Source organism: Yoonia sp. GPGPB17 (assembly GCF_037892195.1).
In the GTDB taxonomy this organism is placed as follows: Bacteria; Pseudomonadota; Alphaproteobacteria; order Rhodobacterales; family Rhodobacteraceae; genus Yoonia.
Map to the genome: position 1 here is coordinate 3200021 of NZ_JATACI010000002.1, position 16246 is coordinate 3216266.

16 protein-coding genes and 1 pseudogene are annotated in these 16246 nt (G+C 57.6%); 3 read left to right on the plus strand and 14 right to left on the minus strand.

Features of this window, described 5'->3' with window-relative positions; genetic code table 11:
* Positions 1-4: 4 nt before the first annotated feature.
* Positions 5-1159, minus strand: coding sequence for a thiolase family protein (locus tag QTO30_RS16835; protein WP_340425215.1), 1155 nt, complete (start codon positions 1157-1159; stop codon positions 5-7).
* Positions 1160-1286: 127 nt separating this feature from the next.
* Between QTO30_RS16835 and QTO30_RS16840 the strand changes: the two genes are divergently transcribed.
* Complete coding sequence (locus QTO30_RS16840) at positions 1287-2861, plus strand: gamma-glutamyltransferase family protein (RefSeq protein ID WP_340425216.1); 1575 nt, start codon at positions 1287-1289, stop codon at positions 2859-2861.
* A gap of 104 nt (positions 2862-2965) precedes the next feature.
* On the opposite strand, the gene QTO30_RS16845 is transcribed toward QTO30_RS16840, so the two are convergent.
* The 3 genes and pseudogenes from QTO30_RS16845 to QTO30_RS16855 form a co-directional block, all read right to left on the minus strand.
* Complete coding sequence (locus tag QTO30_RS16845) at positions 2966-3529, minus strand: hypothetical protein (RefSeq protein WP_340425217.1); 564 nt, start codon at positions 3527-3529, stop codon at positions 2966-2968.
* Complete coding sequence (locus QTO30_RS16850) at positions 3526-3918, minus strand: hypothetical protein (RefSeq protein ID WP_340425218.1); 393 nt, start codon at positions 3916-3918, stop codon at positions 3526-3528. Before QTO30_RS16850 ends, QTO30_RS16845 begins: the two co-directional genes overlap by 4 nt.
* A gap of 100 nt (positions 3919-4018) precedes the next feature.
* A pseudogene (locus tag QTO30_RS16855) lies at positions 4019-4548 on the minus strand (NADPH-dependent FMN reductase).
* A 103-nt stretch (positions 4549-4651) separates the two neighbouring features.
* Between QTO30_RS16855 and QTO30_RS16860 the strand changes: the two are divergent.
* A complete protein-coding gene (locus tag QTO30_RS16860; RefSeq protein WP_340425219.1) occupies positions 4652-6289 on the plus strand; it encodes a thiamine pyrophosphate-binding protein in 1638 nt (545 codons plus the stop codon).
* Between the two features lie 117 nt (positions 6290-6406).
* Entirely contained in the window at positions 6407-6751 is a 345-nt protein-coding gene (locus QTO30_RS16865; protein ID WP_340425220.1) for an NUDIX hydrolase, read from the plus strand.
* On the opposite strand, the gene QTO30_RS16870 is transcribed toward QTO30_RS16865, so the two are convergent.
* The 10 genes from QTO30_RS16870 to cobW form a co-directional block, all read right to left on the minus strand.
* Positions 6720-7052: a nitroreductase family protein gene (locus tag QTO30_RS16870; protein ID WP_340425959.1), complete on the minus strand. Its 333-nt coding sequence runs from the start codon at positions 7050-7052 to the stop codon at positions 6720-6722. The two genes, QTO30_RS16865 and QTO30_RS16870, sit on opposite strands and share 32 nt — an antisense overlap.
* On the minus strand, positions 6986-7342 hold the full coding sequence (locus QTO30_RS16875) for a nitroreductase family protein (protein WP_340425221.1): 357 nt from the start codon (positions 7340-7342) through the stop codon (positions 6986-6988). Before QTO30_RS16875 ends, QTO30_RS16870 begins: the two co-directional genes overlap by 67 nt.
* Positions 7343-7702, minus strand: coding sequence for a Lin0512 family protein (locus QTO30_RS16880; RefSeq protein WP_340425222.1), 360 nt, complete (start codon positions 7700-7702; stop codon positions 7343-7345).
* A complete protein-coding gene (locus tag QTO30_RS16885) occupies positions 7702-8046 on the minus strand; it encodes a Lin0512 family protein (protein WP_340425223.1) in 345 nt (114 codons plus the stop codon). Before QTO30_RS16885 ends, QTO30_RS16880 begins: the two co-directional genes overlap by 1 nt.
* 48 nt (positions 8047-8094) lie before the next feature.
* Positions 8095-8766, minus strand: a complete 672-nt coding sequence (locus QTO30_RS16890) for a YrbL family protein (RefSeq protein ID WP_340425224.1) — start codon at positions 8764-8766, stop codon at positions 8095-8097.
* Between the two features lie 104 nt (positions 8767-8870).
* Positions 8871-9479 (minus strand): cob(I)yrinic acid a,c-diamide adenosyltransferase, encoded by a 609-nt coding sequence (gene cobO, locus QTO30_RS16895; protein ID WP_340425226.1) that lies wholly within the window; start codon positions 9477-9479, stop codon positions 8871-8873.
* Positions 9480-9589: 110 nt separating this feature from the next.
* Entirely contained in the window at positions 9590-10804 is a 1215-nt protein-coding gene (locus QTO30_RS16900; protein WP_340425227.1) for a TsoY family (seleno)protein, read from the minus strand.
* A gap of 84 nt (positions 10805-10888) precedes the next feature.
* Positions 10889-14614, minus strand: a complete 3726-nt coding sequence (cobN, locus tag QTO30_RS16905) for a cobaltochelatase subunit CobN (protein WP_340425228.1) — start codon at positions 14612-14614, stop codon at positions 10889-10891.
* Positions 14614-15066 (minus strand): GNAT family N-acetyltransferase, encoded by a 453-nt coding sequence (locus QTO30_RS16910; protein WP_340425229.1) that lies wholly within the window; start codon positions 15064-15066, stop codon positions 14614-14616. The genes cobN and QTO30_RS16910 overlap by 1 nt, the downstream gene beginning before the upstream one ends.
* The gene (gene cobW / locus QTO30_RS16915; protein ID WP_340425231.1) at positions 15063-16124 is read right to left on the minus strand and encodes a cobalamin biosynthesis protein CobW; all 1062 of its coding nucleotides are present in this window, start codon (positions 16122-16124) and stop codon (positions 15063-15065) included. Before cobW ends, QTO30_RS16910 begins: the two co-directional genes overlap by 4 nt.
* Positions 16125-16246: the final 122 nt, after the last annotated feature.

The window sequence follows — 16246 nt, forward strand, 5'->3', positions numbered from 1 at the left end:
GCCCTTACACACGTTCAATCGCGATGGCGGTACCTTCGCCGCCACCGATGCAGATCGCAGCAACGCCGCGCTTTAGACCGCGTGTCTCCAGTGCATTCAACAAGGTGACGATGATGCGTGTGCCCGAGGCCCCAATCGGGTGCCCCAACGCGCAGGCGCCACCATTCACATTCACCTTGTCGCGGGCAATGCCCATTTCGTGCATGAAAGCCATGGGAACAACGGCAAAAGCCTCATTCACTTCCCACAGGTCCACGTCGTCGACGGACCAGCCGATCCTGGCCAGCAGCTTTTGTGCGGCGGGAACCGGTGCCGTGGTAAACCACCCCGGCGCCTGTGCGTGGCTGGCATGGCCCAAGATACGTGCCCGAGCACCGTTGTCTTCGGCTGACAAAACCAAGGCGGCGGCTCCATCCGAAATGCTTGATGCATTCGCGGCCGTCACGGTGCCGTCCGGTCGGAATGCGGGTCGCAACGTCGGAATCTTCTCAGGTCGGGCCTTGCCGGGTTGTTCATCACGCGTGATCACCTCTTCCCCTGTCCGGGCATGGACGGTGACGGGCGTGATTTCATTGTCAAAGGCGCCTGATCGTTCTGCGTCCAATGCATTGGACAGAGACGCGATCGCATATTGATCTTGCGCTTCACGGGTGAACTGAAATTTCTCGGCGCAATCCTCGGCAAAAGTGCCCATCAGACGCCCTTTTTCATAGGCATCCTCTAGCCCGTCCAAGAACATACTGTCCTGCACGGATTGATGACCAATCCGTGCGCCGCCGCGCATCTTTGGCATCAGGTAAGGGGCATTTGTCATGCTCTCCATCCCGCCCGCGATCATTTTATCCGCGCCACCCAGGCCGATCTGGTCAAACGCCATCATGGTGGTCTTCATGCCGGACCCACACATCTTGTTTAGGGTCGTTGCTGGCACGCTCTCATCCAGCCCCGCCAGAAACCCGGCCTGCCGTGCCGGCGCTTGCCCTTGGCCCGCGGGCAAAACGCAGCCCATCAAGACCTCATCAACGGTCTCGACCGCCGCCCCTTCGAGGGCTGCCTTGATCGCCGCCCCGCCCAGGCTGGGTGCATCAACACTTGAGAAAATACCCTGAAACCCCCCCATCGGGGTACGGGCCGCTCCGGTAATGTAGACGTCGCGCATGATCTGGCCTCCCTTGCTCGTTTCAAAGTTACGCTTGTGTCGCGCAAAGGAAAAGCCCCGAACAATGGCGTTGCGCCCGGGCGTGATCGGTCTAGGTTGAGCGACAAGACCAGAAAGGACATCTCCCATGCGTAACTTCCACAACCCCGGTCGCTCTGCGGTTTATGCAACCAACGGTATGTGCGCCACGTCGCACCCATTAGCCGCAAAAGTCGCCGTGCAAATGATGGAAGCTGGCGGGAACGCCATGGACGGCGCCATCGCCGGGGCCGTGCTGCTTGGGTTGTGTGAACCGCAAATGACTGGGATTGGCGGCGATTGCTTTGTGCTGATGACGCCCCCCGGCGAAGATCGGGTTGTGGCGCTGAACGGATCAGGGCGCGCGCCTGCAGGGATTGATGCCGAAAAGCTACGCTCAAAAGGTGATGTGATCGGACCCTATTCGGCGGATGCGGTGAGCGTGCCGGGCGCGGTTGATGCCTTCTGCCAGTTGTCAAAAGACTGGGGTAAACTAGGGCTGAAAGCCGTCCTGGCCCCCGCGATCCACTACGCTGAAGCCGGAGTTCCCGTGGCCGAACGCGTCGCTTCGGATTGGGCGCAAGCGGTCGACAACCTTTCGGGCCATGCCCGCGATCTTTATCTGATGAACAACGCCTCCCCAAAACCGGGGCAAATCTTCCGTGCGCCCGAACAGGCAAAAGTCCTGCGGCGCATCGCCATGGACGGGCGCGAGGGTTTTTACGAAGGCGAGATCGCTGAAGACATGGTCGCCAGCCTGAACGCGCTGGGCGGCACGCACACGCTGGATGACTTTGCGAATACCGCTTGCGACTACACCGACCCGATCATGGGCGACTATGGCGGGCTCGACTTGTACGAGCATCCGCCCAACGGGCAGGGGGCAACTGCGATCCTGCTGCTGAACATGCTCAAACAGTTCGACATCGCGGGCATGGACCCGTGGGGATCGGAGCGTGCGCATATCGAGGCCGAGGCCACCAAGCTCGCCTACGACGCCCGCAACCGCTTCCTGTCAGACCCTGACTACATGACACGGCTGGACTACATGACGTCGCCCGAAACGGCCGCCAAGCTCGCCGCGCTGATCGACCCCGGCAAGGCGATGCCCGCAGGGTTGCCCGGGGCCGAGGCCGTGCATAAGGACACCATCTACATCACGGTCGTCGACAAGGATCGCATGTGTGTCTCGTTAATATACTCGGTTTTCCATTCCTTCGGGTCCGGCATCGCATCGGACAAATTCGGCGTGCTGTTCCAGAACCGCGGGGCTGGCTTCACGCTGGAACAAGGGCACCCCAACGAGGTTGGCCCCGGTAAACGCCCAATGCATACGATCATCCCCGCGATACTGAAGAAAGACGGCAAGGTGCATATGCCCTTCGGCGTGATGGGCGGGCAGTATCAGTCTACCGGACATGCAAGGTTCGTGACGAACATTACTGATTTCGGATTGTCACCTCAGGCGGCCATGGACGCGCCGCGTTGCTTTGCCGAAGGCGACGAGCTGCGGGTCGAGGACGGCTACAGCGACACGGTCAAAGCCGAACTGAGCGCATTGGGGCACAACGTCGTGCGGCCTGAGACGGCGATTGGAGGGTCGCAGGCGATCCTGCTGCATGAAGACGGGGTGCTGGAGGGCGGGAGCGATCCGCGAAAAGATGGGTGTGCGATTGGGTATTGATGGGATTTGCGGCCATTCAGGTATTTCTTCACTGCGCAAATGAGCACACATCATAGTGCCCTGGCTATGTGAAGGACCTACATATTGTAGTGGTTGGTGTGGCATCAACAAATAAGGTTGTCGGGTGTCGATGGATCAATCTGGCCCGGCGCCTCGTCAGTATAAATCCAGTATGACGTTTCCTGATTGATTGCATCAACGCATTGGGCCAAAGCACCTTTTTCGGAGTGATGGATCAGACATAGCTGCAGCGCCCGTGAAACAGCGCGCGATTTTTGGGCAAAGGATGAAAGAAGTTGGTTCGGTTGATCCGGCTGTTCGGAGAATACAGAAAAGGGAATGCCCGCAGTTTTGGCAAGTTCTTCATTCAACCCGTACTCACTACGAAGAACATTGAGATTAACTGGTCCGTAAGCAAATGCTAGCTCGTTGTATTGAGCGGCACTCTCCGAACAAATTGACGCGCGCTGTGATACTGATGCACGAAACTCGGCGCGATCTGCATTGATCAATTGCTCTTTGGCAATCGAGGCAGAGTTGCTTGCAGAAAGAGATGCAAACGCCGCAAAGATTGCGGCAAATAGTGTGCCCATGGTCGAAAGGGGAGCGCTATGATCTTTGATCCATTTCCAGATAGCTAGCGAGTTCTTTTCTGGAGAATTTGTCATGACGCCCTGAGCGACCGCAAAAACAATCCAATCCCACCAACCAGCAGCACCAATATCACAATCAGATCAAACGCGCTCATCCGCGCCAGTTGCAATGTCATATTCGCGATCACCCCAAAGATCAGCGCGACCAAGGACGCTCCCGCGATCCCCCAGCCGATCCAGTTCTTCGCATTGTAGAAAATCATCCCCACGCCAAACATGAATGGGATCAGGATCATGCCCGAGGTGATTGGTACGCCGCCGATCCCGAAAACCCGGCTTCCGAAACCAAAGTTCGGTCGCACGACGATCCCGTTCAGCAGCAGATATCCGCCGCCGACCATCATGATCAGCCCGATCAGGAATGTGCCGGTTCCGCCGTCACTGCCGCCTGCACCACGTGCCATTGAAATCTCCAATCTATCGCCTGTCAGGCAGAGTTTAGGGCCGCCCCACCGCTTTTGCCAGCAGCAACGCCTATCCAAAGTATGTGTAGCAATCTGTACATCAGATTCGAGCTTTTAAGGCGTCCATCAGTTCGGTCAGCATCTTGATATAGATTTCGCCGGTCAGTTTGCCGTCTTCGTCAAATTCGTTGCTGGAATTGGCCAATAAGACCTCTGGTCCTGCAGTATGTCCGGCCGAAACGCCATCATCGCAAGACGCAGCGAAAACTGTGTCCGTTCGCCGCCTGCGCGTCCTGCGGCGGCTGACATGATCGCAACGGGTTTGCCGTTCCACGGCCCGCCTTTTGTACGACTGACCCAATCCAACGCATTCTTGAGCGATCCCGAGATGGCCTTGTTGTATTCGGGGGTCGAGATGATCACTGCATCCGCATCCGCGATCTGATCAGACAGAGTTTGCACTTTGGCGGGGATGCCTTCGGCTTCTTCGATATCGCCGTTGTAAAGCGGTAGATCAATGTCGGCGAGTGTAAACTCATCTGCGTCGAAAATGCGGGCGGCGTTGCGGACAAGAAGGGTATTGGTTGATGCTTTGCGCAACGATCCTGAGATGCCAAGAAGTTTCGTCATGAGCGTTCCTTTTTCTGGTTTAAACCAAAGCTAACCCGATTGCCTGATTGCGCAACCCACAGCTTTCGCACATGATCTGTCACAAAAGCGCAGGGAGGCGTCGATGATCCGGCATGGTGGTAAAATACTGAGCGATCAGTTGGTTAAGCTGGGCGTGGAGCGTGTCTTCTCGGTGCCGGGTGAAAGCTTTCTCGCGGCCCTTGACGGCCTGTATGACAGTGGGATTCCCAATATCGTCTGCCGCCAGGAAGGTGGTGCCGCGATGATGGCCGAGGCCTATGGCAAGATGACCGGCAAACCCGGTGTCTGCTTTGTCACACGCGGGCCGGGGGCGACCAATGCGTCCGCCGGTATCCACATCGCAATGCAAGACAGCACGCCGATGGTCTTGTTTGTCGGCCAGATCGACAATCGGCATACGGATCGTGAGACGTTTCAAGAGGTCGACTACAAGGCGGTCTTTGGCGGCTTGGCCAAATGGGTCGCGCAGGTGAACGATACCGAACGTTTGCCCGAATACATCGGTCGCGCCTTTCGTGTTGCTATGTCCGGGCGTCCCGGCCCCGTGGTGCTGGCCTTGCCGGAAAACATGCTTAGTGGCAGCGCGGATGTGCCAGATATCACCCTACCAGAGACGATCGCGCAGCCCCTGCCAGAGACGACCGCGCAAACAATTCTGCATGAACTCGCACAGTCGGAACGTCCATTGGTTGTTGTTGGTGGTCCGCATTGGTCAGCGCAAGCGCAGGCTGATCTTCAGGCCTTTGCCGAAAGCCAGCAGGTGCCGGTTGCCGTCGGGTTCCGTCGCCAGGATTACATGAGCAATCACCATGCAAGTTTTGTCGGTGATCTGAATGTGGGCATCAACCCAAAGCTGGCGCAACGGGTGCGTGATGCAGATACGTTGATCCTTCTGGGCACGCGCTTTGGGGATATTGAAACACAAGGCTATACGCTGGTTGACCCGGCTGATACCGGAAAACGGATCGTACATGCGCATGCGGATGCCGACGAGTTAGGGCGGGTGTATGCGCCCGATATCGCGATCAACGCGACAGCCCCGGCGGTGCTGCGCGCCTTGGCAAACGCTGAACATGCCGGTGATTGGGTCAGTTGGACCGCTGCGGCGCGTGCCGACTATGAAAACTGGCTGAAGCCGCAGGAAAGCCCCGGTGCGCTGAAGCAGGAAGACGTGATCAAGTGGTTGTCTGACAACCTGCCAGACGATGCGATTGTGACGAACGGCGCGGGCAACTATGCGGCGTGGTTGCATCGGTATTTTATTTACAAGCAATACGGCACACAGCTCGCGCCGACCTCTGGGTCCATGGGGTATGGGTTTCCCGCCGCCATCTCAGCCTCTGTCGCGCACCGTGACCGTACCGTCGTGTGTCTGGCTGGGGATGGATGTTTTCAGATGACCTGCAATGAGATGTCAACGGCAGTTCAACACGGCGCAAAACCCATTGTTATCGTGATGAACAACGGGCGCTATGGCACCATCCGGATGCATCAGGAAAAAACCTATCCGGGGCGGGTATCGGGAACCGCATTGGTGAACCCCGATTTTGCGGCTTTTGCTCGCGCTTACGGCGGGCACGGCGAACTGGTCACCAAATCAGAAGATTTTCCCGCGGCTTTCGCCCGGGCGCAGGCCGCTGGGGCGGTTGCCGTTATCGAATGTCAGGTTGATGAAGAGGCGCTCGCGACGTCATTGACGCTCAGTGACCTCCGGTCGTGACTGTTTGGCGGCCAAGACTTTCATTCGCGTGATCGCCATCGGCCTGCACTGGCGCGAGGGGCACCTTTTGGCAACCGAAGTCAATGACGACGAGGGCGCCCTTAAAGGGTCCGCCCATTGGGCGGCGGTGTTGAGTTTGGCGAAACGTGGCGTGACGCACTCGCACGTGAGTTCAACGAAGAGCTGGGTCTAACCATTGAGGTGACCGGTTCGCCGCTCGTGATCGAAAACCTCTATGAGCACCACGGCGAAAAGGGGCATGAAATCGTTTTTGCAGCCGATGTCACCTTTCCGGATGGTGCATTTGCAGACACTAACGTTGTGCATTTCAAAGAAGACAACGGTGCCACATGTGTTGCGCGCTGGTTTGATCTGGAGGATCTCGCCCGGCGTTCAATCCCGCTTTTCCCGCAGGGATTGGATGGGCTGCTCAGATATCCTGCCAGACAGTCTCAGCATTAGTCTGCCAAGCGTTTCGGTGAAGCAGCGGTGTGTCATCATTCGAAGCCGCTTTGCCCAAACAGAGGTACCCCGTCAGCTGCCAATTTTCTGCAACATCCAGACAGCCCGCAACCGCCTCTGGATCAAGGATCGACACCCAGCCTACGCCGAGGTTCTCTGCCCGCGCCGCCAACCAAAGCGTATGGATTGCGGCGACTGTAGAGTAGCTAAGCATCTCGGGCATGGTTTGGCGGCCTAAGCCGTGTCCGGCTTCGGGTTCCGTTTCGGTAAATATCGCAAGGTGAACGGGCGCCTCGCGCAGTAAGCGAGTTTTAGGTCGTTGTAGGCGGTGCGCTGGTCACCCTGATAGCGCTCTGCTGCCTTTGCGTTTGCGGCCTCGAAATTCGCGATAACGGCATTGCGTCGCTCAGCCGACTTGACATGCAGCACGCGCCACGGGCGGGCGTTGCCGACAGAGGGCGCGAAATCCATCGCTTTGCGCAAACGATCCAACACGGCCTGAGGTATCGGATCAGGGAGGAAGTGCCGCACATCACGTCGCCAAAGCAGGATATCTTGCAGTGCGTCGCGATGGTCTTGTGTCAGTTCCATTCAGGTCTGTATCCACTTGCCAGCTTGGGACGGCAAGAAGGCCTCAACGGCGGCGGTGGCCACAACAGCCGTATCGCCAGTCTCTGGATTGGGGATATTCAACCCGCCTTTCACAACGCCGACGTCGGCGCGGCCACGGGGCAAGCCGGGCTTGAGTGCCTCGGTGTCGATCTTGTCGGGCTCTTGTACACCAACGGTCACCTGTACGCGCATCTCCGTATGGGGCATGCCGATGCTTTGAAAGATTGGCAACGTGGAATGACGTATGGCGTCTTCAATCGCGCGCTTTGCCGCCTTTTGATAATCCATCCCGTGCAGATCGTTACCCATGCCCATTTCGATGATCACACGTTGTTCCATTACGCACGCTCCATTTCAAACGACACGTTAATCGCTACGTTTGCAATCACCGTGGGTTTGCCATCCGGACGTGGGATATCAAGGCCGCCAAGGTGGACGGTGATTGTCGGTTGGCCGTAGGGAAAAATATCCAGCAGGCTTTCTGTATCAACCTGATCGGGTTCCTGCACGCCGACCTGCACATCAATCAACATCGCTTCTTTGGGGAAACCGAAAAGCTCGGCCATATTGATCGAGTTATGCCACAGGGCATCTTGCAAACCGCGGCGGGCTGCCTGGGTATAGTCTTGGCGGCGCAGGCTGGTGCCCATGCCAAATTCTGTCAGGACGCGGTGTTTGGGCATCAGATTGTTCTTCCCTCGGGATCATTTTTTGACCCTAACGCAAGGATGTCATGAGCGCGAGAATTGTTGTTGCTTGGCATCCCAATGCAACCCGGTGTTGCGCGCCAGCCTGGTGCAACTGTCGTTAAGCCCGATGCGGTTTGACCAGGCGGCCATTGAACGGACCGGGATCGCATGAATATCGCCAAAACCATCGACCAGAACACATTCCTTTGGGCCGGGCCCTGTGCCGCTATCACGTTGCCCGAAAACAAGGTTGTTTGGATTGAGGTCACTGGCGCGAATACCATGGGCAAATAGTTCTGCAATCGCATCATTCAGTAGATCGATGTCCTCGTCGGTCAGGGTACCATTCTTGACTTTCTGCCCCAGCGTTTCCCCAAGGCCGCCATCGGGTGACATCACCCGTTCGGTCAGGCACCCCAAGCCGACATTCGTCGATACAAAGCCGAACATATGTGACACTGGCAAGTGAAAGTCGGGCTCTGGGTGGTTCAACATGATGCGCAGGTATTCCATATACTCTTTGCGGATCTGGCGAAGCCGTGTTGCTGGGAACCAGCGGTCCATGACACCGTTGAAATTGCGGCGACGCGCTTGCTGTTCTGCCGGTTTGAGAACTTTAACCAGTTTCGTCGAATCTGCGGGATGCAGATAGACAGCCCGCTGCACGCCGCTAGCGACCAGGTTCGACGGAGGAAGAAAGAGCGTGGTTGTCATATTGAAGTGTTAGCACAATGGTCACAGTTTTGTGACATAGACACTGTGCCTCTTCAATTCAAACGCATATGCCGCCATCTCTGATCACGTTTGCGGGATTTTGCTCAATACTCAACGCCGATTTGCGCCTTGATCCCGGACCGGAAGGGGTGCTTCACCAGTTCCATTTCAGTCACAAGATCGGCCAGCTCAATCAAGTCTTCATGAGCATTGCGTCCCGTAAGCACCACATGAGTCATTTCAGGTTTATGATCGCGCAGAAAGGTCACAACCTCTGCGGCGCTGACGTAATCATAGCGGATTGCGATGTTGATTTCGTCCAGTAGGACCATGTGGTTGGCTTCATCCAAGATCAGTTCCTTGGCTTTCGCCCAGGCTGCCTGCGCCATTTCCGTATCGCGGGATTTGTCCTGTGTTTCCCAGGTGAAACCTTCCCCCATGGTGTGGAAGGCGCATGTATCGCTGAATTTGGACAGGATCAGATCGCGTTCGCCAGTGGACATACCGCCCTTGATGAACTGGACGACGGCGCATTTCATGTCATGGGCGATACAGCGAAAAATCATGCCGAAGTAAGCGGATGATTTACCTTTGCCTTTGCCGGTATGGACGATGACCAGGCCTTTTTTGTCAGTTTTGGTGGCCATGATCTTATCGCGGGCGGCCTTTTTCTTGGCCATTTTCATCGCGTGGCGATCAGTGTCTTCGGTCATCTGCTGCATCCCCCTTGCCGGTGCCGACAATGTGCCGCCAACCGCAACAGAGTGCAACGGGGTGATTGCCTTATGTGCGCCCGGGCAGAGGCCCGGCCCGGCGCATTCATTCATGCTGCGGAAAGGTTCCGACTTGTGCTTGCCCGTCCGAAGTGGCGCCGGTTCAAATGAAGGACCAGCAGAACCATGGCCACCTGAAATGCAAGTGCAAAGCCTGTAAAGGCCCAATAGGCAAGGTCGAATTTGATGATCAGCCCGCTCGCGACCAGCCCTTTGTTGATCCAGAAGTGCAGCATGACGGATAGCGCAACACCGGGGCAGACCAACGCATAGGCGCCGGGTGAATTGCCATCACCGCGCAGAAAGGCGGCCGCATAGCCCTGCCGCCGCAAGACCACCAGCCCCAATAGGCCAAAGGCAAATTGTACCGCCAGAATTTTGGTCAACAGCATCAGTGTTTCAGCGTTGGCGGCATGCACATCAAACGAGCTGTGCAACCCGTGGTTTTGGCGCAGCAGCATGATGCCAAGCACGGTCAGCAAAGGAACAACCACCATCAGCGTGGGGCCGCTTTCCTTAGCGGTGCCATGTTGCAGCATGGACCCAAAAGCGGTGACAGCAGCTACTCCGGCATAAAGCGCGGCCACCGTGCCAATCAGCGTTGACAGCACGAGGCTGGTCCCGACGATGACAGGCTGTGTACTCATGGCGGCCGGAGCGGACAATCCCACGGCGACCATTGCGAGGGCAAAGGCGGGCAGCAGCTGTGCAAATGAATTGTTCGCCGTTACGTCAAACACACCGCCTTCGGCCAGAACGCGACCCAGGAAATGCCCGATCTGGCGCAGGGCCAAGGCACCGATCGCAACAAAGGCGATCATTGCGAGGGGGAACAGATATTCAACAACTGACCAAAGTCCGGGGACGAAGACCAGGCCCAGAATAAAGCTCACATTGACTGTCATGGCCAAAGCAAGGGGCAAGGCAAGCAGTTGGGTTTCACCATTGGTCTGACGGAGGTTGCGGTAATTCTCAGTCCTTTTGTATGCCGCAAGTGCCGCTAGGTTCCAGATCAGTGATTTGATATTCAGGGCGGCAAACCCTGCAATCCCTGTGACAGCCACGACAAGTGCTGCTTTCATCACGATGCCGTGCGATGTCCATGCCAGTACGATGTCTTCAAAGACCGGTACAGGTTGCCCGGGATGAGGCACCCAGAACATCAGGTACATGAAGAAGGTAACAGCCAGCCCAGCGGCCCCCAGTGAGGCCAGAAAGTAGAGCGGTGAATATGCGTCTGCCGGACGCGTTTGGGTATGAGCCATAATGGCCTCCATTTAATATATTACGAAATTGGAATATATTGGATCGCAAGCCACTTCTTTGACATATGTCAAATATGGAATGTTTTAGAGCGCTAGATCAAGCAACCCAGCAATACGCGCGCGGGCTGAGTTTGATTTGGGTTGCCAGAGATTGCGGTCGATCGCTTCTTGCAGGCGCTGGGCAATTTCTTTCAGGGCTGGCGCATTTGCGTCTGCGATGAATGCGCGCGTGTCTTCGTCTTTGATGAAGGCTTCTTCCACCAGATCAAAGTGGTGGTTGCGCACCGCCCCAGTGGTCGCCGCAAAGGCAAAGAGGTAATCGACGGTAGCAGCGATTTCGAACGCGCCTTTATAGCCGTGGCGTTTGACCCCGTCGATCCATTTCGGGTTCACGACGCGGGATCGCACCACCCGTCCGATTTCGTCGTCCAATGTGCGGATGATTGGCCGCTCGGGGCGCGAGTGGTCGTTGTGATAGATCGGTCGGTCTTGCCCTTGTAGGGTGCTGATGGCGGCAGCGGCGCCGCCTTCGAACTGATAGTAATCGTCGCTGTCGAGGATGTCGTGTTCGCGGTTGTCCTGGTTCTGTACAACGGCTTCGGCTTGCGAAAGTCGCGTCTCAAAGGCTTTTCGGGCCTTGCGGCCCTCAGCGCCTTTGCCGTATGCATAGCAGCCCCATTCAAGATAGGCTTCTGCGAAGTCGGATGTGTCGGCCCAGATCCGTTCGTCAATCAGCGCTTGCAGGCCTGCGCCGTAAGCGCCGGGTTTGGAGCCGAAGACGCGGGTTTGATCTTCGCCCCTTTTGGCCCTTGCAGCCGCCGGGTTCAGGTCGGCGGGCTCATCCATCCCCTGCACAGCAAGGGCGGCGCTGTCGACCAATGCGATGAGTTGCGGGAAAGCATCACGGAAGAAGCCGGAGATGCGCAAAGTGACATCGACACGCGGCCGACCCAAAACAGACTGCGGCAGGATATCAAATCCCGTGACACGCCGATTTGCGCTATCCCAAGTTGGTTTGACACCCATGAGCGCCAAGGCTTGCGCAATGTCGTCGCCGCCAGTCCGCATATTGGCGGTGCCCCAAGCGGTCACCAGCATGCTGCGTGGCCAGTCGCCATGATCCTGCAGATGTTTCTCGATCAGCAGGTTGGCGGACTTCCACCCTAGCGCCCATGCGGTTGGGGTGGGCACGGCACGGTTATCTACGGAGTAGAAGTTGCGCCCGGTCGGGAGCACATCCATGCGCCCGCGTGTGGGCGCGCCAGAGGGGCCAGGGGGGACGAAGTTGCCCGATAGGGCGGTAAGGAGCGCCGTTCCTTCATTTTCCCCACAAGCGCGGATGGTCGGGATCACCTCTGCGTGCAGGCTTTCCAGAACGGGTTTGGTTGCCTTGAAGTGCTTTGGGTGCTCTTTCCAGCCGAGTGCGATCTGCGATAGTTTTTCAAGCCGTTCGACCGTATCGCCGTTCGTCCGCCAGGTCTCTGTACCCATGCTTTGCAAGAATTTGTGCCGTGCGCCCTGATAAGGCGCGCCGAGATCACAATCCAACGGGTCAATCGAAACATCGCAATCCTGTGCCAGAGCGCGGATGAAAGAAGTGTTCCCCGACCTGCCATCGCCGCGCGGCACACGTACCAAAGCGATTGCAAGGTCGCGTTCTTGTTGCCCCGTTGGCGACTGCCCGAGAATGTGCAGCCCGTCGCGGATCTGCGCCTCTTTGAGTTCGCACAGATAGGCATCAAGTTTGCCCAAGTCGCCATCTTGGTCGCCGGTGAAGCCTGCGTCTTTGGCGAGGCCAGTGACGTCTGAAAGTGACAGAATCTCTTTACGCAGATGGTCGATCCGGCGGGGGTCCACGCCTGCGGCTTCATAGTATTCATCCACCAGCGCTTCGAGATCGCGTAGTGGGCCATAGCTTTCGGCGCGCGTCAGCGGTGGTGTGAGGTGGTCGATGATTACCGCTGATGTGCGCCGTTTGGCTTGGGTCCCTTCGCCGGGATCGTTGACGATAAAGGGGTAGATATGTGGGGTGGGGCCAAAGACGGCCTCAGGCCAGCAGGTTTCCGACAGGGCCACTGCCTTGCCGGGCAGCCATTCGAGGTTGCCATGCTTGCCCATGTGCACGATGGCGTCTGCCCCCCAATGGTGGCGCAGCCAGAAATAGAAGGCCAGATAGTTATGTGGTGGGACCAGATCAGGCGAGTGGTAAGTGTCGGTCGGGTCAATGTTATAGCCGCGCGCCGGTTGCAGGCCGACAACGGCGTTGCCGAAACGGTGGATGCTGAGGGCGAAACCCGTTTGTGAAGCATCTGCTGGAGCCTCCGGCGGAGGTATTTGGGAACGTAAGAAGGGGTCTTGTTCGGCTGGCCCCCAGCGCGCGGTGATCTGTTCTTTGATATCCCAGGGCAGGGCATCAAAATAGCGGTTGTAGGTTTCCAGTGGCAGGAACTCCCCGCCTTCTTTGTCGGCCCGGTCTGTCAGCCAGTTGGTCGGGCCCGCCATGATTTGCGCCATCAGAGCAGCGCTGTCTACGGGTGGGGTGACGTCATGCCCCTCGGCTTTGAGCAGGTTCAGGACATGGACCGTCGCCGCAGGTGTGTCGAGCCCGACCCCGTTGGCGAGCCGCCCGTCCTTGTTGGGGTAATTGGCCAAGATGAGGGCTGTTTTCTTGATCTCGGATGGGGTGCGCCGCAGGTTGGCCCAGTTTTTGGTCAGTTGCGTGACAAAGTCGATCCGGTCGCCCCTTGCTTGATATGTGGCGATGGGGCATTCGGTGGCGTCGTCAAAGAAGGCTTCACCTTTGAAGCTCACCGCGCGCGACAGGATACGTCCGTCGACTTCGGGCAAGGCCACGTTCATCGCGATGTCGCGGGCGGTAAGCCCGTGTAGACCTTCGGCCCATGATGTCTCGGCCGCGCCTGACAGGATAACCTGGAAGATCGGGGCATTGTTGCTGAGCAGCGGGTTTTGCGGACTATCATCTCCATCATGCGGGCTGCCCACGGCGAAAGCTGTGCAGTTGAGGATGACGTCGGGCGGCGCGTCAGCAAAAAGTTGGTGCAGGGAGGCTGTGCTGACGGGATCTTTGAGGCTGGCCACGAAGATAGGCAGCGGGTTCAGACCGGCGCGCAGCAGGCTGCGGGTGAGCCGGTTGATGGGATTGAGCCCGCCGCCTTGCACCAATGCACGGTAGAAGATGATGGGTACGATGGGCGCGCCATCGGTCCAGCCCGATCGCGCCGCGGTCAGGTCTGCGATGCCAGCGCCCGGCCAATAGACGCTTAAGGCGCGCAAGAGTGGGGCTGGTGCAGGTGGTTTGTCAGCGCGGTCCAGCAAGGCCTTTGCGTAGGCGAGCAGATTGGTGCTGTTCCCGGGGCCGCCTTCGACGAGATAGGACCACAGTGTGTTATAGTCTTCACTGCTGACTGTCGACAGTTCGCGCAACTCAGGGTCCGGTTTGTCATCACCAGGCAGGGCGGCAAAAGGGATGCCGGCTTCGCGTAAGCGGGCGGCGTATTGGGTGAGCCCATATTTCCAGTACCCAGCGCCCCCGAGGATACGTGCGATGACCAGTCGGGATTTGGTGGCGCAATCGTCCAGATGCAGATCGACTGACATGGGATGGGTCAGGTGAATCATGTTCGCAAGCCGCAATGTTGGCGGGTCGGCCATTTCGGCGCGGGCGTCTGATAGGGCGGCCAGTTCGGTATCTGCCGCAGAGATTATCACGATATCGGCTGGCGTCTGGCCCAGGTCGACTGGTTCGGTGCCATCAGAAATGGCACCGGGGGTGGCTGCTAGCAGGTGCATCAGCTGAGTTGCTTTTCCATGAAGATCGAACTTTTGGTCGTGACATAATCGCCGAAAACATCGCATGTGGTGAATCCATGCCGTTCATAGAGCCGATGGGCGGCGTGCAGCACATTGCCGGTTTCGAGCTTGAGCATTGGGACGCCTTCCTCAATGGCGGTATCTTCGATTTGGCGTAGCAGGGCCGCTGCGACACCTTTGCCGCGTGCGGCCTCAGACACGAACATCGACTTCACTTCGCCGTAGCCGGGTTTAACCATCAGCGCACCGGTGCCCAGAACATCGTCGCCCTCGCGCGCGGTGTAGAAATGGATATTGGGCGCGACCAGATCGTTTATATCAAGATAGAAATTGTCCTCTGGCGGGAACAGGCTCCGCATCAGGGTATGGCTTTGTTTGAGCAAAGCAGTTGCCTGTGGATGATGCGGGTCTGTCCGTTCGACGATGATCATGCTTGCAGTGCAGCCGCGATGGCAGCATGGTCAAGGCCCGCTTCGCCGATGACCACCAAGCGGGTTTCGCGCGGGGCATCCCCGAAGGGTTGATCAAAGTAGGTATCCACACGGGGGCCGACGGCCTGAAGTGTCAGACGCATGGGTTTTCCGGTAATGGCGACAAAGCCTTTGAGGCGCAGGATGTTGTGAGCGCGGATGACATCGGCGACCTGTTCGGCAAAGGCGTTGGCGTCGGCAATTTCGCCACGACTGACAATGAAGCTTTCGAACTCGTCATGGCCGTGTTCATGCGCGTGATCATGGTGGTGATCGTCTTCATCATCGTGGTGATGATGGTGGATCTCGTGGCGCGCAGCCAGATCATCCTCTGCGCCGATGCCTTGGCCCAGCAGTACATCGACGGGCAGGGCACCCATAGACGCTTTGACGACTTGCACGCCATCGCGGGATTCAGACTTCAACTTGGTTGTCAGCGTTTCGGCTTCCGAGGCGGCAAGAAGGTCGGTTTTATTCACCACGATCATATCGGCGCAGGCAACCTGATCTTCGAACAGCTCGGATAGTGGCGTTTCGTGGTCAAGATTTTCATCCTGCGCGCGCTGGGCATCGACCGCTTCCACATTATGCGCAAACTGGCCGTCATGCACGGCGCGGCCATCCACCACGGTCACAACGCCGTCCACTGTTACTTTGGTTGAAATGCCGGGCCAGTTGAACGCACGTACCAAGGGCTGTGGCAGAGCGAGGCCGGAGGTTTCGATCACGATGTGATCGGGTTTGTCTTCGCGGGCCAGCAAGGCTTCCATCGTCGGGATGAAATCATCAGCGACGGTGCAGCAGATGCAGCCGTTGGATAACTCAACAATATCGTCTTCGGTGCACACCTCATCTCCGCAGCCTTTGAGGATGTCACCATCCACCCCAAGGTCACCAAATTCGTTGATGATCAGGGCGATTTTCTTGCCTTCGGCGTTTTGCAGCATGTGGCGGATGAGTGTTGTTTTTCCGGCACCCAGAAAGCCGGTGACAACGGTAGCAGGGATTTTGGCAGGCATAAGTGAAATCCATCTCTGAATGGGCCGGATACGACCCTGTTTGTTTGAAGCCCTATGCAATGGCTGCTTTCTTTTCAAGCTGGGAGCATGCATGGGAAATGTGGAAAGGTGTCCTCCACCAG